This window comes from Megasphaera sp. AM44-1BH, assembly GCF_003467125.1.
Classification (GTDB): Bacteria; Bacillota; Negativicutes; order Veillonellales; family Megasphaeraceae; genus Megasphaera.
The window spans coordinates 39,749-58,401 of sequence record NZ_QSFA01000002.1 but is presented as its reverse complement, the minus strand read 5'-3'; the positions used below and the strand labels follow the sequence as shown (position 1 = coordinate 58,401).

Sequence of the window (18,653 nt, the reverse complement as noted above, 5' to 3'; positions counted from 1 at the left end):
TCAATCTTCTTCCTGTTCTCTCTTTTCCACATTGCGGTCAAAAAGTGCATCGGCGAACTGGGCTGCATCAAAGGGACGCAGGTCATCGACGCCTTCCCCGACACCGACCCAGCGCACAGGCACGCCCAGTTCCCGTTTGACCGATAAAATGACGCCGCCCTTTGCCGTACCATCCAGCTTGGTGAGGACGACACCCGTAAGGGGTACGACATCGCCGAATAATTTGGCCTGACTGACCGCATTCTGCCCGGTCGTCGCATCGAGGACCAGCAGCGTTTCCTGCGGAGCCCCTTCAATATTGCGGGAGGCTACACGGGCCATTTTACGCAGTTCTTCCATGAGATTGGATTTAGTCTGCAACCGGCCGGCCGTATCGACGAGGAGGATATCCGTATGATGGGCCTTGGCAGACGCCGTCGCATCAAATACAACCGCAGCCGCATCGGCCCCTTCCTGATGTTTCACAATGGGGACACCCGTGCGTTCTGCCCAGATAGTAAGCTGTTCTGCCGCGGCTGCCCGGAAAGTATCTCCAGCGGCCAGCATGACCGATTTTCCCTGCTGCGTATAATACTTGGCCAGCTTGCCGATAGTCGTCGTCTTGCCTACGCCATTGACACCGACAATGAAAATAACATCGGTCGTACCGGTGCAATCAGGGACCGGTTCGTTATTTTCTTCCAGCAGGGCTACGATACATTTTTCCAGATAGGGAATGACATCATCGCCATTCTGGATTTCCCGGCTCTTGACGCCGTTGCGGATCTGGTCGAGAAGATATTCCGTCGTTTCCACGCCGATATCACCGGTGAGCATGACCGCTTCCAGATCATCGTACATATCCTCGTCGATTTTCGCATAGCCGCGGACGACGGTCTCAATATTTTTAATCAGCGAGCCTTTCGTTTTTTCCAAACCTTTGCGTAATCTTGAAAAAAATCCCATAATTAACTTCCTTTCTCTATCATATCGTCTACCTTGACTGTAAGCAGGCGGGACACGCCTTTTTCTTCCATAGTCACCCCCTGCAGGGTGTTGGCCGCTTCCATCGTCTTGCGCCGGTGGGTGATGACGATGAACTGGGTCGTCCCGCTGTAATTCTTCATATATTTTGCCATGCGGATGACGTTGGCTTCATCAAGGGCCGCATCGACTTCATCAAACAGCACGAATGGCGCCGGATGATAGGCCAGGAATGCCAGCAGCAGGGCAATGACGGTCAGTGCCCGTTCCCCGCCTGAAAGCAATGTCAGGGGCTGCTGTTTCTTTCCCGGCGGCTGAATGAGGATAGACACGCCGGCCTGAAGTACATCGTGACTGTCTGTAAGGGAAATGTGGGCCGTCCCGCCGCCGAAAAGCTGGCTGAATATACGCTGAAAATGACGGGCAATCTCAGAAAAGGCCTGACTGAACTGGCTGGACATGGCCTCATCGATTTCGGCAACGACGGTCTGCAGCCGTTTCCGCGATTCCAGCAGATCCTCACACTGGGTATGATAAAAATCCCGTTTATCTACGGCATTCTGATATTCCGTATCGGCATTGGGATTAATCTGTCCCAGGCCGGCTATCTTCTGCCGCAGCTGTGCGACCTGTTCGTTCAACTCACGGAGAGACCCTTCACGGCGCCGCTTCATCGCCTCTTCCCGGCTCAGTCCCTGACGAGCCAGGTGTTCTTCTCCCCGCCCGATTTCACCACGGTACTTTTCCTGCTGTACTTCGGCTGCATGGACGCGCTGATTCCACTGTTCCTGTTCGTCCCGGAAACCGTGTATCTGTTGTTCCAGTTCCCGGCTCTTCTGGAAATCCGCTTCCCGTGAAGCATAAAAGGCGGTCTTTTCGTCATCCTTGGCCTTCGTTTCCGCTTCTTTTTCTTTAATATGCTCTGTCAGGTCCTGCAACAGCTGCCGCGTTTCCTCCTGACGCTGCCGTATCGATTCCAACCGGCCTGCCGCTTCCCGGGACGCATCAGCCGCCTGGCGGGACAGTTCGTCGTGCTGACAGATCTGCTCTTTCAGATGACGAATTTGTTCCTCCAGGGTAGCCAGGGCGACCTGCCGGTCTGTCAGAGCATGACGGCACTGTTCCAGTTCGTCCTGTGTCCGCTGCTGTCTTTCTTCCAGTGCTTTTGTGTCTGCCGGCTTTTCCTCCATCCAGGATGCATGGATTTCCTCTTTCTGCACCAGCGCTGCCTGGATATCAGAACGGGCTGCATACAGCTTCTGCAAGGTCTGTGCCGCTTCGCTGGCTGCATGGCTGGCCTGCTTTTCTTCTTTTTCCATACTTTCTACGCTGAGACGCAGTTTTTGCTGCTCCATATCGGCCTGCTGGCGGAGCTGCTGCTGCTGAGCCGCTGCCCGGTCCGCTTCGTCTGCCGCATGGCGCAGTTCATTGCCCTGACGGACCAGTTCCTGCAGTTTCTGCTCCGATGCAGCGGCTTCGGCCTTCAGGTCCTGCAGGGCCGCCCGCCGGCTGATGAGGGATCCTTCCCTGTTTTTTATACTGCCACCGGTAAGAGAGCCGCCGGCATTGAACAAGGTCCCATCAAGGCAGACGATGCGCAGCCGGTGCTGATACGCGCGGGCTGCAGCAGAAGCGGCATCGACCGTTTCTGCTATGAGCGTCTTGTTAAGAAGAGAAGAAAATATATTTCTGTATTTGTCGTCAAACTGTATCAGGTCGTTGGCAAAGCCAATGATGCCTGCCATAGAAGAAGCCGACTCTTCATCGCGGGTCCGGCTGCGGGGCCGCACCGTGTCCAGTGGCAGGAACGTCGTGCGGCCGGCATGCCGTTCTTTCAAATAGGAAATGGCCTGTTTCGCCGTCCCTTCATCTTCCGTCACCACGTATTGAGCTGCGCCGCCCAGGGCTATATCCAGGGCCGTCGCATAAGCCTGCGGTATGGTACACAATTCCCCGACAACGCCGCAGACCCGGGACCGCCACGGCTTCTGTGCCAACAGTACCGTTTTTACGGCCCGTCCCAGTCCTTCGTGTTCCTGCTCCATGCTTTCCAGTACGCGGATGCGCTGGGAAAGTGCGGCCGTACTTCCCCGCAGACTGCGGTATGCCTGTTCTGCCTGGCGGAGACGCTCACCGGTTTCCCTTCGTTTCCCTTCCCACGTTTCAAGAAGAGCTGCCGCTGACTGAAATTTCTGCTGCGCCTGTGACAGTTCTTCTCTGGCCTGCTGTACGGCACGGGTAGCCCTGGATGCGGCCTGTTCCTGATCACTTTTCGTCTTTTCCAGTTCTCCGGCCTGACTCCGGTTTTCTTCCAGACGGCGCCGCAAGTCTTCCATGTCCCGGGTCAGAACAAATAAATCCTGCTGTCTTTTTGCGCTTTCCGTCTGTATCTTTGCTACAGCCTCTGCCGCTTTCCGGGCTTTTTCTTCAGCCTGACGGAATAATTCCTGCGTCAGGGACAATCCCTGGCGGGCCGCTTCCAGTTCCTGCTTTTTCCCTTCGAGCTGCCGTGAATAGGCCGCCTTCTGTTCGTTGACCTGTTCTTCTTTTTTTTCTGCCAGACCAGCATCCTGTCCGGCCTGCCGGAAGGATTCCGCCAGTTCCTGCTGACGGCTGGAAAAGGCTTCGTGACGGCTTTTCATACTATCCAGTTCATTGTGGACGGCCAGTGTTTCCTCATCGAGACGCCGCAGAACACCGTTTTCTTCTTCCATACGCGTCACCAGATCCTTGCGGACCGCTGCCGCCTGTTCCAGCTTCGCTGTGACCGCATCATGTTCCTGCTGGGCCGTGATGCGGTTATTTTCCGCTTTGGAAAGGAGTCGTTCGGCATTGCGCAGCTCCTGCAAGGCCAAAGTACCTTCATAGGCCAGTCGCTCCCCGTCAAGCTGCCGGAACGCCTGCAGCCGCTGTGCCTGTTCTTTCATTGGTTCCAGTTGTTCTTCCAGCACGCTCATCATATCGTGGATGCGTTCGAGATTATGTTCCGTTTCCGCTATCTTGCGCAATCCTTCCTGTTTACGGCTCTTATAGCGGCTGATACCGGCCACTTCTTCAAAAATGACCCGACGCTCCTCTGGCTTGCTGTTCAAGATGCGGTCCACCCGGTTCTGGCCGATGACAGCCATCGAATCCTGGCCAATACCCGTATCAGCAAACAAAAGATGAATGTCTTTCAAACGGCACGGCCGCTTGTTAATAAAGAATTCACTTTCGCCGGAGCGGAAAATCCGCCGTGTTACGACGACTTCCGCAAATTCGACATCGAGCTGATGATCGCTATTGTCAAAATACAGGGATACTTCTGCCGCTCCCTGGGGACGCCGTTTTTCCGTACCGGAAAAAATAATGTCCTCCGACTTCTGACCGCGCAGCTGGCGGACATTCTGTTCCCCCATGACCCAGCGGATGGCATCGGAAATATTGCTCTTGCCGCTGCCGTTCGGTCCGACGATAGCTGTGATTCCCTTATCAAATGTCAATGTTGTCTTATCTGCGAAGGACTTAAATCCCCGCAGTTCCATCTTTATTAATTGCATACTCTGTCAACTTTCCCAACCAGATATTTCTGTGGATACGATATTCCCATCCTATCCATAGTTTTTCTGCCCTATGGAACCGCTCCCGCTTCGGTAAACAGGGAGCCTTTCCAAACGATTGATATAATAAACATATTCTATCATACCATAGATATGTAAAAACACCAATATAATAGACTTAAAAGAATAGGTAAAGAATGAAGGGCCTGTCATTAAATATAACTATTTTTATTACATTTAAGATAATAGCACTCCCAGATAATAATATTAATGCTAACATTACATCTGATTTCATACACAAAAAGAACAGCAACATGAACCCATACATTCACATTGCTGTCCCATCTCTTTTCAGGATATCATATGCTGACCCTGTTTTTACCCGTCACGGGTTTTCTCTATAAGACGATTCTTTTTTCCACAATGATGTATAAAAAGATTCCGATAACGGGACTGATACGTGCCACCGGGCAGCATACCGGAGCAGCGTGCCGCCGAACGTTTCCAGTTCACTTGGACGGTGAGCCAGAAAATCACGGGCCGTGGAACTCGTGTCATCCAGACTGCGGCGATGCAGGATCTGGTCATATATATCCTCTGCAACAGATTCGTCGAGAGGGACATCCCCTGCCCGTGCGACAGCATAGGCTTCACGGATCAGTGTCCGGAACTGCTGCAGCCGCTCCGGATGTTCAGCCAGCCCGCGCGTCGTACAGCCGTAATAGGCAGTAATCGTATTATAGGCACAATTCAGGATAAACTTATGCCACAATTCGGGACGCAGATCGGCAACGGCCGTGCATTCCAGCTCCCCTTCGTGATTCAATACGGCTGCCACTTCAGCGGCTCCAGCGGTTCCCGGACTGGATACGAGCAGGCGGGCATAGCGGCTTTTCTGATCGATAGAATAATCGTCCCGGTATGAACAGGTGACAAAAATGACCGTATTAACTACGATACCACAAGGAATGGTACGACGGGTTATGTCATCATGATCCACACCATTCATCACCGGAACTACTATCGTGGCAGGGCCTATACACGGTATAACATCCTGCAGTGCCTGTACGAGGGAAAACGTCTTCGTACAGATAAATATCATGTCTTGTATCCCTGCCGACGCCGGAGTATCTGTAACAGCCGGGTGAAATACCCGTTCTCCCATGAGCAGACTGTGCAGTATCAGTCCGTTTTCCTCCAGAGACTGACGCCGTTTCCGTCGTGCTACCAGAGTTACATCCGATTCATGGGCACAAAGTACAGAGGCTATGTACCCGCCGATGCCGCCAATACCACTCACCATGATGTTCATCCTATTCCTTCTTTCTTATTCCAAAGTCCGGTTCCCTTATTTTCTCCACGATTTTCTCTCTAACAAATGAAATGATAATAGATCATCGGTATGAACAAAGCCGGAAGGAAATCGGCAATTTTCAACTTCGTCGTGCCAAACATATTTAGGGCTATCCCCAGGATCATGACGCCGCCTACGGCATTGAGTTCCCGGATGACATCGGTCGTCATGAGCGGCAGAAAGAGCGTCGCCAGCACGTAGAACAATCCCTGGTACACTAAGACGACGAGTCCTACCGGCACGATTCCCAGACCATAGATGGTCGCAAAGATAAATGCCGACGTAAAATCGAGGACGCTTTTAAAATACAGTAGCTCATTATTGCCGAGAGCCGCCTGGACCGGACCCAGGATAGCCATGGCACCGATGACCTGCATGGAAGACAAGGTAACAAATCCCTTGACGAAATCCGATTCATTCCCCGCACGGAGACGTTTTTTCAGATATTCCCCGAACTGCTGCATATGGTCTTCTATATGCAGCGCCGTCCCGGCCAGTGTGCCCACAATCATGCTGGCCAGCACCAGTATCAGATTCTGCGTCGCGACGGCAGCTTGTATGCCCATGACGGTCACACAAAGAGAAATGACGCCAAAAATTGCCTGTGTATACTGCTTGGGAATCCCCCGTTTCAGAAAAAATCCAATGAGTGCCCCCAGCGAAGTCATACAACCATTGAATACGACAGCCAACATATTCCATTCCCCCATATCCATAGAAAATAAACCTTTTAATTATAGCAAATTTCTGTGTTTCCCGCAACCATCGCAGATTACAGGCCGGCAGTCCCGTATTTTACAGAGTCATTACAATTAATATCGCCTTTTCTCTTGACGGATGAGTAAATTATGATTATATTGTAATTTGGACTTACAACACACACAGAGAAAGGGGCTGCCATCATGATTCAAGTTTATAAACACAATAATGGTCATCTGGAAGACAACATTTCTCTCGCCTCTGCTGAGAAAGGCTCCTGGATACATGTGGTCAACCCCGATTCGGAAGATCTCCAGCTCGTTTCCATGGTGACGGAAATTCCGACAGACGTTCTCAAGACCTCTCTGGATACGGAAGAACGGTCCCACGTGGAACTGGAAGACAATTATATCTTCATCGTCATCAATATCCCTATCATCCTGGAAACAGACAGTTACGACACACTGCCGCTGGGCATATTCATTACGCCAGACTTCATCATTACCCTGTGCATCCAGGAAACGGAAGTCATGCGGGCTTTTACAGAAAATAAATATCCCCTGTTTTATACATTCAAAAAGACCCGGTTCCTGTTTCAGATTTTATACCGCACGGCAACACTCTTCCTGCGCTACCTGCAGCAGATCAATCATCGTACCGATGACATCGAACAGGACCTGCGCCATTCTATGCAGAATAAGGAATTTTTCCTGCTGCTGGAATTACAGAAATCACTGACCTATTTCACATCAGCCCTGCGCGGCAACGGCATCGTCATGGAAAAGCTCATGCGTCTGCGCCGCAATACGACACTGCACCATCTGCTCAAGATGTATGAAGAAGATGAAGACCTGCTGGAAGACGTCATCATCGAAAACAAGCAGGCAATTGAAATGGTTGAAATGTACTCCAATATCCTCATGAGTATGTCTGATACCTTTGCTTCAATCATATCCAATAACCTGAATATCGTCATGAAATTCCTCGCTTCCATAACGATTATCCTGGCCGTACCGACGATTATTTTCAGCCTCTGGGGCATGAACGTTCCCGTTCCCTGGGCCGATGACCCTATGGGGTTCCCCATCATCATCGCCATCGCCATTCTCTGCTCCGGAGCCGCCGTCGCACTGCTCTGGCTCAAACATTTATTTTAAAAACTACAACCTGGCAAAAAAATGCTGTCGCATCAGGCACTTCTGCTTCGTGCGACAGCATTTTTATATCGGATTTATACAACGAGCTGACCGGCCCCTGGCTGGTGACATTATGGGAACGCCCTGGTCCGTTATGGCCAGATTCCTTTATCGTCCCAGTTCGAGGACGAGGCGGTACATGTTTTCATCGAGGGGGAAATGAAGCCGTTCCGCTTCCGTATAAGGCGTAGCGACGATGCGTTCACCAATCTGTCCGATGACACAATTATACGTACCGGCCAGCAGGCTGTCTATGGCCTTTTCCGCAAACAGACTGGCCATAATCGCATCTTTCGCCGAGGGCGAACCGCCACGCTGTACATAGCCAAGCACCGTCAGGGTCGGCTCCAGATAGGTATGGCCTTTGATATAATCGACCACATCGGCTCCTTTGGCAGCGCCTTCGGCTACGACGACAATACTGCTCATCTTCTTCATGCGGTGGGATTCATTGAGATGGGTGCACAAATCTTCCAGCGATACTTCATGTTCCGGTACCAGTACCGCTTCAGCACCGGCAGCCATCCCGGCATAGAGAGCAATAAAACCGGCATGACGGCCCATGACTTCAATAACGGCAACCCGGTCATGGGAAAAAGCCGTATCACGGATTTTATTGACCGATTCCAGGACCGTATTGACAGCCGTATCGAAACCGACAGTGTATTCGGTTCCGCCCATATCATTATCAATGGTGCCGGGGATGACAACCGTAGGAATCCCCAGACGGCTCAACGCCTGGGCGCCGCGCATCGAACCGTCACCGCCGATGACGACCAGAGCGTCCATTTCCTGTTCGCGGATATAGGCCGCCGCTTTTTTCTGCGTTTCTTCTTCCAGAAATTCCAGACAACGGGCCGTGCGCAGCATCGTGCCACCGCGATGGATGATAGCACCGACGCTCCGGCGGTTCAGTGGCATGATTTCATGGCTCAGAAGCCCTTCATATCCCCGGACAATACCGGTTACTTCCAGCCCTTTTTCAATAGCATAACGGGTAACGCCGCGGATAGCCGCATTCATGCCCGGCGCATCACCACCACTTGTAAGTACACCAATTTTATTTATCATGATGACCATCTGCCTCCTTTGGTTCGCGGGAAACGAAGACGATATCGTCCCCTTTGATGCGTTGTACAATAATATCTACTATCTCTTCAGCACTGTAATCGGTCGTATCGACGACATAATCACAGTACGGGTATACATGCTTCCACTGGGCATCCATTCGCGTAACAAACGCATGGAGATTGTCATAGTCTACAGTCGGCCGTTTGCCGATGTGGCGCCCCACCCGTTCTTCAACGCGGAACGGCTGCGAGCGCAGGGCCACAATATAGCCATGACGGTGAAGGATACGGTATGTTTCGATATTCATTGGGAAATTCCCGCCAAAAGAAATAACCGCTTCATGGTAGCGGCTGACCTGTTGCAGCACATTGATTTCCCGTTCACGGAATACCTTTTCCCCGGCCCGTTCAAAAAAGTCGGCAATAGTCTGTCCCATCTGGCGTTCGATCCGACGGTCTGTATCGACAAACTGCCACCCCAGACGGACAGCCAGCTTGCGGCCTATATGGCTTTTGCCACTCCCCATCATGCCTACAAGAACTATATTGCGCTTAATCATACCCTTTCCCTCCTTGCAGTATGTTGCACCTGCAACGTATTTCATTTATCTATTATAGCAAAATTTAAAGGGTATGAGTATATATAAATTAAAAAAACAACCATAATGGAATGCCCCTGCCAGTCCGGCTTTTTGCACGGACCGACAGGGGCATCTGTCATCAGTTGTTTTTATTATATGCCATTATTATCAAAATAATCAGCCAGGCCCTTTACAATGCTTTCGGCAAAGTTCTGCTGCTGTGCTTCTGTATTCAGGGCTTTTTCTTCACCTGGATTGGAAATAAAGCCCAGTTCCAGCAACGTTGCCGGCATGTTCGTATGGAGCAGGACGTAGAAATTAGCCGTCCGTATGCCCCGGTCCTGGAAATTCGTCGCCTTCATATTCTGATTGTGAATATACTTGGCAAGGCCGGCGTCGTGGGATGTCTTGCTGTTGTAATAAGCCGTTACGCCACCGGCATCGGCTGAAGAGTAGGAATCAATATGGATGCAGACAAAGGCATCGGCTTTCGCTGCATTGGCAATATTGCAGCGTGCCTGCAGTTCTTCTACTGCTCCGTCATTAGGCGCATACACATCGACATCAGTCGTACGGGTCATGATAACGTTGGCTCCGGCCTGCTGCAGTAGACTCTGTACTTTCTTGGAAATGGCAAGAGTAATATTCTTTTCCTGGCTGAAACTGCCAAGGGCTCCTGTATCGCTGCCGCCGTGGCCAGGATCGATGCAGATGGTCTTCCCTTTCAGCCCCTTTGTCAGGCTGTAGCTGGCACTGCCGCCGTAGGATGGCACCGTAACCGATGCTCCGCCCGTTTTAGAAGCTTTCGTATTCTGCGAGGAGTGAATGCCAATAGATTCATTGCCCCAGTGTTTCCACTGCTTTACTTTACCGGATTTATCGTTGACATCGACGACTACCCGGTCTGAGCGGTTCGATTTTTTATCCCCCGGCAGGGTGAATACTTTCACATCCTGGGCCGTGACCTGACGCGGCACTTTGATATTCAGATCCGTACCGGAAGAGCGTTGTGTCAGCCATATACGGGACACGACGTTGGAATTGGCATCATACTGCTTTTGCACATTTTTATCGATTTTCGCATTGGGCAGTGTAACCGTCACATATTTGCCGCTCTTGTCAATATACAGGCGGGGTGTGACTTTCCGGGACACATCGAGGACTGTCCGGACAAAGGGGGTATTTGCATCATTGCGTGTCGCTACACGGACACTGGTAATTTCCGTATTGGCTGCAGCCTGCACAGAAACGAACGGCAGCAGGCAGGCAAGAGCCAATAAAGGTATCATACATAGTTTTTTCAGCAATAGTATCTTCTCCTTTACAAATGAACGTTTTTATTATACCATACCTCCTGCTCTATTTTAAGTTCTTCTTTTTCACAAATCCGTCACAAAGTTCTATCATCATGAGATGGTTCTACCGTATAGGATGTGCCATCGCTGTAAATCGATATGGTTCCGTCCCGGTCGGTACGATAGACAGGAATATGATACGACGCGAGGAGAGATAATACTTCCCGGTGAGGAAAGCCAAAGGAATTGCCGGCACCACAGGAAATAACGGCTGCAGCAGGAGCTGCTTCTTTTACCAATTCTTCCGTTGTCGCCGTACGGCTGCCATGATGACCGTTTTTCAGCACAGCCGACCGCACCTGCGGGGATGGTATATGTTGCAGCAGGATCCGCTCGCTTTCTCTTTCGGCATCACCCATAAACAGCATGGAAAAGGTTCCATATTCCAGGCGGCAGATGAGAGAAAAATTGTTTTCCCTGCTCTTAGAAGCCTGCAGTGTCCAATAGCCGCTTTCTCCCCGTGCCGGAGGCGATAAGACGGATAAAACCAGCCCATCGGGCCAGGTAAGCTGATATCCGCGCTGCAGTGGTTTACAGGGAATACTTTTTTGGGCCGCTATCTTACGATAGTGAACATATACGGGAGATTCTGATTCCTGCCCGTTGTCATAGATACAGGCTACAGGCAGAGTCTCCAGCAGCACCGGCGTACCGCCAATATGGTCTTCATGAGGATGAGTCAGAATCAGCGCCTCCAGACGGCGCACGTGAAACTTCTGCAGCTGGGACAAAAGCCTGTCTGTCCCGTCACTGTCCCCGCTGTCAATGAGGAAATCGCCGGTTTCGTGCCGTATGAGCACGGCATCAGCCTGACCGGCAGACAGGACGTGAATTTGCAGATTGCTGTCGTCGCGTGTATGCGGTGCACAGCCTGCCAGACAAACAACAAGGACTGTCACCAGTATCCAAACGATACGGAACAGTCCTTTTCCCTTAAAGGGATACACGCTGCGGCTATGCCTCCGTCACCAGCGGCTGCTGCAATACAGGCAGTGGCCGGTTGTCTTCCAGACGGGCTATGACCCGGGGAACGGCATCAGCGACTTCCATAGGCAGAAATCCATAGGAGCCATACGTGTCATAACAGACATCACCGGCAGCACTGTGAAGCCAGACAGCCGCACAGGCAGCGGTACACAGACTGGTCATGCCGTCATGGGCCACAAGAGCGGCTGTCATACCTGTAAGGATGTCCCCCATGCCGCCACAGGCCATGCCGGCATTGCCGCCGGGATTGACATACGCATGGATCGTCTTTGGCGACACGATAACCGTCGGCGCTCCTTTCAGGACCAGCGTTACGTGCCAGTTTTGCACGAACTGCTTGGCTGCAGCGATACAATCTTTTTTGATATCTGCCAGGGACAGGCCGCTGAGGCGACTGAATTCCGCCAGATGGGGCGTCATAATGATGCGGCTGCCGTAAGGGGCTATAAAATCCCGTTCCCCTGCAAGGAGATTCAGCGCATCGGCATCGAGCACCAGCGGGCACGACGTATGGGCAATGACTTCTTTGAGGAATGTCTTCGTTTCTTCTGCTTTCCCCATGCCCGGCCCCATGGCCAGTACCGACCATTGCCGGCTTTCTTCAATGATTTCCGCTGCATCGGCAGCTGTAAAATGATCACTGCTTCCGACACCGCGCACCATGGCTTCAGCCTGACGGCCGATGCAATAGGCTGCCGTACGTGCCGGCACACGCAGAAAGAGCTTTCCCGCTCCGCTGCGCAGGGCACCGCGGGCAGCCATCAGTGCGGCTCCTGCCATATCACTACTGCCGGTCACGATGGCGACCGTACCATGAGTGCCTTTATGGGAATCAGGGCTGCGCGGAACCAGAACTTCCGATATATCATTTTCTTCGAGCATATACGCGGCATCATCTTCCCGGCCGGCCAGGAGAGGCCGGGGCATGCCGATATCATCGCAGACGACGAGTCCGGCACAGGTACGACCCGGATACAGGAGCAGTCCCCGTTTCCAGACGCCGAAGGTAACCGTCATGTCGGCAAATATGGGACCGGCTGCTTCTTCATCGCCACTGCCGCTGACGTCGCCCGTGTCGGCATTGACCCCTGTCGGGATATCGACGGCAATGACCTGAAGGCTGCCCGATGCTGCCACTTCGTTGACCATATTGACCATGCGGCTCACGGGCATGCGCAACGTACCATGGAATCCTGTTCCCAGTATGGCATCAATCACAACCTGGCTGGATGCCAGTCGCCGGTACATTGTATCCCAGGCCTTGTCCGACGGTACAAAGTAATCTATAAGGCAGGTCTCCTCATCGGCCAGTTCCTGCAGGGTATGGAGATGAGCCTGTGCTTCCGGGCTGTACGATTCTTCTGTTCCCAGCACATAGACATAGACCCGGGCGCCACAGTTCAGAAGATGACGGGCTATGACAAAACCGTCTCCCCCGTTATTGCCCTTGCCGCACAAAATCACAACGTCCTTACCCTGCCAGCCATGGACGGCCTTTTCCGCGCAGGTAACGACGGCGTGACCTGCATTTTCCATGAGGACTGCCGGCGCAATGGCATACCTGCCATGCATGGCTGTCTGATCCATGCGCCGCATCTGGGCTGCTGTATTGAGCTTTTGCATGATACCCTCCTTATCGATTACAAATACAAAGCCGGGTCAACGGCTTCTCCATTGACGCGGATTTCAAAATGAACGTGAGGCCCTGTCGAATTTCCTGTAGAGCCGGCATAAGCAATGATATCTCCCTGCTTTACGTTCTGTCCCGTTTCGACATTGAGCCGTTCATTATGGCCGTACAAAGTAGTCATGCCATTGCCGTGGTCAATGATGACAGCGTTGCCATAGCCGCTGATCCAGTCCGCTTCGACGACGACGCCATCCAGGGCCGCCTTGACAGGAGTACCATAATCCACACCGATGTCCATGCCGGAATGAAGAATCTGACGGCCGTAAATCGGATGGATGCGATACCCGAAAGGCGACGTAATGACCCCTTTGACAGGCCAGATCATATCTCCTTTGCCAGGACCGGCAAAAGGTTTCTGCCCCTTAAAGCCTTTCTTGATGGATTCACTGAAGGGCTTGGAAATACTGTCTTTGGAATCATGCCAGTGACTCCACTGCTGTATCTTGCCCGATTTATCGTTCACATCGATAACAACGCGGTTGCTGATTTTCTGCTTGGCATTTCCATCCAGGGTAAAGACTTTCAAGTCTTTTGGATTCACGGCTTTGGGCACGCGGATGCGGACCTCTGTATGGGGGCCTTTATTGCCCAGTTCCAGGCGCGAAATGACATTCTGATTGACCTGGGGACGGGGATTGATACTCCGGCTCAGGTTCGTATTAGGAATGGTGACGACAATATTATAGCCACTTTTATCGATGGCAAACCGGGGCTGCACCGGGCCGGTGACATCCAGGACAGTGCGGACAAACGGTACATCGGCATCATTGCGTGTCACGACACGGACATTAGTGACATTGGCTTTTGATGCCCCATGGGATATTCCCACGGGCAGCAGGCTGGCCACGATAATCAGGGGCCAGATAAGGAATTTCTTGTACACTCTATCTTCTCCTTTATGTGCTTTGGATTCAACGACTCTATTATAGCACATCCGGAATAGAAACTTAATCTCAACTCTAAGGAATTCGTGTTACATCCAGACGACCTGGGCAATGGCATACGTGCCATCGTGTGCCAGAGACAAGGACAGGTCTCCCCGTTCCTTCAAGAGGGCCGCACAGCCCCCGTGCAGGGCCAAATAAGGCGCACCCAGCTCATCATGCCGCACTTCCACATCAGTCCATGCTCCTTCCCGGAAGCCTGTACGGCAGGCTTTCCAAAAGGCTTCTTTGGCGGCAAACACAGCGGCAAAAGAAGCATACTGTCCTTTTCCCCGGCTGCGGCAATAAGTAATTTCCTGTTCCGTAAATAAGCGGTGCAAAGACTGGCTGTGGGTACAAACCAGTTTTTCCATACGCCGTATGTCTACTATATCCACTCCACAAGTCATACAAAATCCTCCCAGACGGGCATATCCCGTTGCATATGTTTGATATCTGATGTTTGACGCTTGAAACAACAAGAGGCTGTCGCACTAAGTTTTTTCTTAATGCGGCAGCCTCTCTTCTGACTAACAACCCTTACCATTTCTGCATACGGATACAGACAGCAATGCCTTCCAGCAGTACCTTGAACGTAGCAAACGCAACGGTCACATCATCATATACTTTAGGTGCTACTTTATACGAAATAGTGACTTCTTTCTTCTGATAATCATAGCGCAGGCCATGCAGATTGGATTCAAACGTGTACTGCGGTGCCGGTATCTTGAACTGTGGCGGCTTTTCGACCTCAAGGCCGTGCAGCATGCGTTCCAGAAGAACACGTTTAGGAACTTCTACCTGAAGCATTTCTTCTACAAAATTATCCAGCACAGACATAGGAGCCTCAGTTTTCGTCAAAGAAATAGGCGTGGATAGCACGTACGGCTGTATCTACCTGGTCCTGGGAAATGAGGCAGGTAATGCTGATTTCAGAAGTAGAAATAATTTCAATATTAATATTATTTTTACCCAGCACGCCAAACATGCCGGAAGCAATGCCCGGATGGCCGGCCATGCCTGCGCCAACAACGGAAACTTTTGCCATCTTGTCATCAATAAGGATATCTTCTACAGGCATCATCCCTTTGATCTGTTCCAGTACATCCTTGGCAGAAGCCAGTTCATCGCGGGAAATCGTAAAGGTAATGTCCGTTACGCCTTCGTTGGCAACGCGTACGCTCTGGACAATCATATCGACGACTACATTGGCATTGGCCAGGGTTTCAAATAATTTGTATGCATAACCCGGTTTGTTTGGAATTCCCAGAACGGTAATTTTGGCAACATTTTTATCTTCTGCGACGCCGCGGATCAAATACTGTTTGATTTCCATGGAATAAGCCTCCTGTATAATAGTACCTTCGTTTTCAGAAAAAGTGGAACGGACATGAATAGGAATATTGAAACGGCTGCCCATTTCAACAGCGCGGGGCTGCATGACGCCGGCCCCGAGTTTTGCCATTTCCAGCATTTCCCCGTAGGTAATTTCTTTCATTTTCCGTGCATTGGGTACGACGCGGGGATCCGATGTATAGATACCTTCTACGTCTGTATAGATTTCACATACGTCAGCATGGATAGCTCCTGCAATGGCGACAGCCGTCGTATCCGAGCCGCCACGGCCCAGCGTCGTAATGTCGCCTGCATCGGTAATCCCCTGGAACCCGGCGACGATGACGATATTGCCTTCATCCAGTGCTTTTAAAATGCGGTCCGGCTGGATGTCCAGGATGCGGCCCTTATTAAACGCATCACTGGTTGTAATACCTGCCTGGGCGCCGGTAAAGGAAATCGACTTATGTCCGGCTTCCTGAAAAGCCATAGCCATCAGCGCAATAGAAACCTGTTCCCCCGTAGAAAGAAGCATATCCATTTCACGGCCATATGTTTTCGATGTGATCTGGCCGGCCAGTTCAATCAATTTATCTGTTGACTTACCCATAGCCGATACGACGATGACAATCTTGTCATCGGGCTGGGATCCTTTGAGAACGCGCTGCACGATGGCGCGCATCTTATCCGGCGTGGCTACAGAGCTGCCGCCAAATTTCTTCACAATTAATGCCAACTTATATCCCTCGCTTTTATTGAAATAAAGCCTGTAGTAAACGTTACTAAACGACTACCTTCTGCCATGATATCATGCGCTAAGCCTATTGTAAAGTATCAAAAAAATGTATACAAAAATTTCGTTATATCTAATGAAATTTCAAACGGAGTTCCCGGTATTGATGATGCCAGCACGCCCGGTACAACAGTAAAAAAGACTGTCGCACCGCATAGATGCAACAGCCTTCTCCTATCACAGTATGATGAGTAATCAGTAAGCCGAGTTTTGTTCTGCCTTGCGGCAGCGACAATCATCTATCTAGACATACTGTTGCCAGCATGTTCAAGCGACACAACCCGGAAGATCAGCGGGCCGCCTCATCCCTTCCCTATTCGGTCTTGCTCCAGATGGGGTTTACCTAGCCAGCACATTACTGTACTGCTGGTGCGCTCTTACCGCACCGTTCCACCCTTACCGCTTGCGCGGCGGTACACATTTCTGTGGCACTATCCCTGAAGTCGCCTTCGCCGGACGTTATCCGGCATCCTGCCCTGCGGAGCTCGGACTTTCCTCTGACCCGGAGGCCAGCGATTGTCATTCATACTCATCTGCGCAATCATATCATAAATCCGCCATGCCGTCAAGGGACGGAAGAAAGGGGGGCGTCCTTTATCCCTCCCTCTATCACTGCCAGTCGTGAAGGGACGGAATGCCGTATGCCGATTCGGCATGACAGACGGCGCGGCGTACAGCCTGTTCCACGGCATAGGCTGCAAGAGCACCCACCGTATTAAGTTCAGCCTGCACATGTCCCACGCTGAGGGCGTACACCGCATCGCCGTCGGCTGTCGTATTGACCGGCCGGATGGTCCGTACCAGTCCGTTGCTGGCAAGGGCTGCAATTTTCCCCATATGAGCTTTATCAAATGCCGCATTAGTCACGATGGCCCCAATGGTCGTATTGGTCGTCCCGCCAGCTGCCTGACGCTGGGAGAACAAGGTGTCTGTCTTTCCATATTCTTCCAGGAGCACCCTGCGCGTATCGGCAAATCCCCGGCCTTCCCGGGAGCGCATGCCTGCCAGGATACGGCCGTTTTCATCGAGCACGTCACCCAGGGCATTGACGGCAATGACGGCACCGACCTGGATATCGCCGGTCTGTACGGCATAGATTCCCAGGCCGGATTTCATCATGTAGGATGGGCCACAGCATTTCCCCACCGTAGCACCCGTACCGGCTCCGTGATTGCCCATGAGAGTATGATTCTGTTCTGCCTGTACGCAGGCTTCGTATCCCATAGCCGCATCAGGACGGACATTACTGCCACAACCCAGATCATAAATGCACGAGGCCAGTACGAGGGGGACTTTGCAAATCCGCGTATCGAATCCGATGTCATGTTCTTCCAGATACTGCATGACACCGGCAGCCGCATTCAGCCCGAAGGCACTGCCGCCACTTAAAAGCACGGCGTGGATACGTTCAGCCGCTGCTCTGGGATTGAGCAATTCCGTTTCCCGGCTCGCCGGTCCGCCACCGCGAACATCGAGGCCACACGGAGCCCCATCGGGACAAATCAGAACAGTACATCCGGTCCCACCGGCCGCATCGTCACTACTGCCGATGCGGAAACCTTGTATATCTTCCAGAGGAATTTCACGCAACATGTTTTCACCTGCTATTTCTTTTCAAAGTCTTTCCAGAGCATACTGGGCTGGATTCCCGTATTATTCTGATATTTGCCGCCATGATAGGTATCGTATTCCCCGTCGATATCATGATAGTAGATCTGGCAGATTTCCACATCAGGATAAATGCGGATCGGCTGTACACAGAAAATTTCCAGCGTCCAGTAACCGGCAAACCCTACGTCGCCAAATCCGGCAGTGACATGGATAAAGACACCCAGACGGCCCACAGAAGAACGGCCTTCCAGCATGGGAATGTAGCCATCGGTCTTCGTGTATTCATTGGTCCGGCCCAGATATAACTTATTGGGCTGGAGGACATATCCCGACTTGGGAATATAGATGGTCGATGCCGGATTGGGTTTGGCCATATCCAGTTCCGGATGGTCGTACACCATCAGTTCATGGTACAGCGACAAATTATAGCTGTTGGGATTGACCCGTTCCGGATGAAAGGGCGTAATGATGATTTCCCTGCCCAGATGTTTAACGATTTCCTTGCCCGATAATATCATAGTTTCACCTTTCTTCAGGAATATAATAGTTTCATTTCG

The 18,653-nt window shown here is 51.6% G+C and carries 16 protein-coding genes and 1 other RNA gene; 1 reads left to right on the top strand and 16 read right to left on the bottom strand.

The features are described 5' to 3' along the window. The 4 genes from ftsY to DW949_RS02410 form a co-directional block, all read right to left on the bottom strand. Window positions 1–945: a signal recognition particle-docking protein FtsY gene (ftsY, locus tag DW949_RS02425; RefSeq protein WP_118021695.1), complete on the bottom strand. Its 945-nt coding sequence runs from the start codon at window positions 943–945 to the stop codon at window positions 1–3. A gap of 2 nt (window positions 946–947) precedes the next feature. Beyond that, window positions 948–4,502: a chromosome segregation protein SMC gene (gene smc / locus DW949_RS02420; RefSeq protein ID WP_118021694.1), complete on the bottom strand. Its 3,555-nt coding sequence runs from the start codon at window positions 4,500–4,502 to the stop codon at window positions 948–950. Window positions 4,503–4,887: 385 nt separating this feature from the next. Beyond that, a complete protein-coding gene (locus DW949_RS02415; RefSeq protein ID WP_118021693.1) occupies window positions 4,888–5,814 on the bottom strand; it encodes a ketopantoate reductase family protein in 927 nt (308 codons plus the stop codon). Window positions 5,815–5,873: 59 nt separating this feature from the next. Continuing rightward, entirely contained in the window at window positions 5,874–6,551 is a 678-nt protein-coding gene (locus tag DW949_RS02410) for a DUF554 domain-containing protein (RefSeq protein WP_118021893.1), read from the bottom strand. Between the two features lie 207 nt (window positions 6,552–6,758). Here DW949_RS02410 and DW949_RS02405 point away from each other — a divergent pair, with 207 nt between their 5' ends. Beyond that, on the top strand, window positions 6,759–7,712 hold the full coding sequence (locus DW949_RS02405) for a magnesium transporter CorA family protein (RefSeq protein WP_118021692.1): 954 nt from the start codon (window positions 6,759–6,761) through the stop codon (window positions 7,710–7,712). 147 nt (window positions 7,713–7,859) lie between these two features. Here the strand turns inward: DW949_RS02405 and pfkA are convergent, their stop codons facing one another. The 12 genes from pfkA to dcd all read right to left on the bottom strand — a co-directional run bounded on the left by pfkA (window position 7,860) and on the right by dcd (window position 18,614). After that, window positions 7,860–8,822 (bottom strand): 6-phosphofructokinase, encoded by a 963-nt coding sequence (pfkA, locus tag DW949_RS02400; RefSeq protein WP_118021892.1) that lies wholly within the window; start codon window positions 8,820–8,822, stop codon window positions 7,860–7,862. Then, window positions 8,812–9,381: a shikimate kinase gene (locus tag DW949_RS02395; protein ID WP_118021691.1), complete on the bottom strand. Its 570-nt coding sequence runs from the start codon at window positions 9,379–9,381 to the stop codon at window positions 8,812–8,814. The genes pfkA and DW949_RS02395 overlap by 11 nt, the downstream gene beginning before the upstream one ends. A 173-nt stretch (window positions 9,382–9,554) precedes the next feature. Continuing rightward, the gene (locus DW949_RS02390; protein ID WP_233539465.1) at window positions 9,555–10,709 is read right to left on the bottom strand and encodes an N-acetylmuramoyl-L-alanine amidase; all 1,155 of its coding nucleotides are present in this window, start codon (window positions 10,707–10,709) and stop codon (window positions 9,555–9,557) included. A gap of 83 nt (window positions 10,710–10,792) precedes the next feature. Beyond that, window positions 10,793–11,704 carry a ComEC/Rec2 family competence protein gene (locus DW949_RS02385; RefSeq protein ID WP_118021690.1) on the bottom strand — a complete coding sequence of 304 codons (912 nt, stop codon included), beginning with the start codon at window positions 11,702–11,704 and terminating at the stop codon, window positions 10,793–10,795. Between the two features lie 7 nt (window positions 11,705–11,711). Further along, complete coding sequence (locus tag DW949_RS02380; RefSeq protein WP_118021689.1) at window positions 11,712–13,367, bottom strand: NAD(P)H-hydrate dehydratase; 1,656 nt, start codon at window positions 13,365–13,367, stop codon at window positions 11,712–11,714. Window positions 13,368–13,384: 17 nt separating this feature from the next. After that, window positions 13,385–14,317 (bottom strand): peptidoglycan DD-metalloendopeptidase family protein, encoded by a 933-nt coding sequence (locus DW949_RS02375; RefSeq protein WP_233539464.1) that lies wholly within the window; start codon window positions 14,315–14,317, stop codon window positions 13,385–13,387. A gap of 90 nt (window positions 14,318–14,407) precedes the next feature. Continuing rightward, complete coding sequence (acpS, locus tag DW949_RS02370; protein ID WP_118021687.1) at window positions 14,408–14,767, bottom strand: holo-ACP synthase; 360 nt, start codon at window positions 14,765–14,767, stop codon at window positions 14,408–14,410. A 130-nt stretch (window positions 14,768–14,897) separates the two neighbouring features. Next, the gene (locus tag DW949_RS02365) at window positions 14,898–15,197 is read right to left on the bottom strand and encodes a hypothetical protein (protein WP_118021686.1); all 300 of its coding nucleotides are present in this window, start codon (window positions 15,195–15,197) and stop codon (window positions 14,898–14,900) included. A 7-nt stretch (window positions 15,198–15,204) separates the two neighbouring features. After that, window positions 15,205–16,428 carry an aspartate kinase gene (locus DW949_RS02360; protein ID WP_118021685.1) on the bottom strand — a complete coding sequence of 408 codons (1,224 nt, stop codon included), beginning with the start codon at window positions 16,426–16,428 and terminating at the stop codon, window positions 15,205–15,207. Between the two features lie 241 nt (window positions 16,429–16,669). Beyond that, window positions 16,670–17,017, bottom strand: an RNA gene (gene rnpB, locus DW949_RS02355) — RNase P RNA component class A. 77 nt (window positions 17,018–17,094) lie between these two features. Beyond that, a complete protein-coding gene (locus DW949_RS02350) occupies window positions 17,095–18,078 on the bottom strand; it encodes a P1 family peptidase (RefSeq protein WP_118021684.1) in 984 nt (327 codons plus the stop codon). An 11-nt stretch (window positions 18,079–18,089) separates the two neighbouring features. Further along, window positions 18,090–18,614 carry a dCTP deaminase gene (gene dcd, locus DW949_RS02345; protein WP_118021683.1) on the bottom strand — a complete coding sequence of 175 codons (525 nt, stop codon included), beginning with the start codon at window positions 18,612–18,614 and terminating at the stop codon, window positions 18,090–18,092. Window positions 18,615–18,653: the final 39 nt, after the last annotated feature.

Bases quoted from the DNA above. Each gene is read 5' to 3' on its own strand.
- ftsY (WP_118021695.1), bottom strand. From the start codon at position 945: ATGGGATTTTTTTCAAGATTACGCAAAGGTTTGGAAAAAACGAAAGGC.
- smc (WP_118021694.1), bottom strand. From the start codon at position 4,502: ATGCAATTAATAAAGATGGAACTGCGGGGATTTAAGTCCTTCGCAGAT.
- DW949_RS02415 (WP_118021693.1), bottom strand. From the start codon at position 5,814: ATGAACATCATGGTGAGTGGTATTGGCGGCATCGGCGGGTACATAGCC.
- DW949_RS02410 (WP_118021893.1), bottom strand. From the start codon at position 6,551: ATGTTGGCTGTCGTATTCAATGGTTGTATGACTTCGCTGGGGGCACTC.
- DW949_RS02405 (WP_118021692.1), top strand. From the start codon at position 6,759: ATGATTCAAGTTTATAAACACAATAATGGTCATCTGGAAGACAACATT.
- pfkA (WP_118021892.1), bottom strand. From the start codon at position 8,822: ATGATAAATAAAATTGGTGTACTTACAAGTGGTGGTGATGCGCCGGGC.
- DW949_RS02395 (WP_118021691.1), bottom strand. From the start codon at position 9,381: ATGATTAAGCGCAATATAGTTCTTGTAGGCATGATGGGGAGTGGCAAA.
- DW949_RS02380 (WP_118021689.1), bottom strand. From the start codon at position 13,367: ATGCAAAAGCTCAATACAGCAGCCCAGATGCGGCGCATGGATCAGACA.
- acpS (WP_118021687.1), bottom strand. From the start codon at position 14,767: ATGACTTGTGGAGTGGATATAGTAGACATACGGCGTATGGAAAAACTG.
- DW949_RS02365 (WP_118021686.1), bottom strand. From the start codon at position 15,197: ATGTCTGTGCTGGATAATTTTGTAGAAGAAATGCTTCAGGTAGAAGTT.
- DW949_RS02350 (WP_118021684.1), bottom strand. From the start codon at position 18,078: ATGTTGCGTGAAATTCCTCTGGAAGATATACAAGGTTTCCGCATCGGC.
- dcd (WP_118021683.1), bottom strand. From the start codon at position 18,614: ATGATATTATCGGGCAAGGAAATCGTTAAACATCTGGGCAGGGAAATC.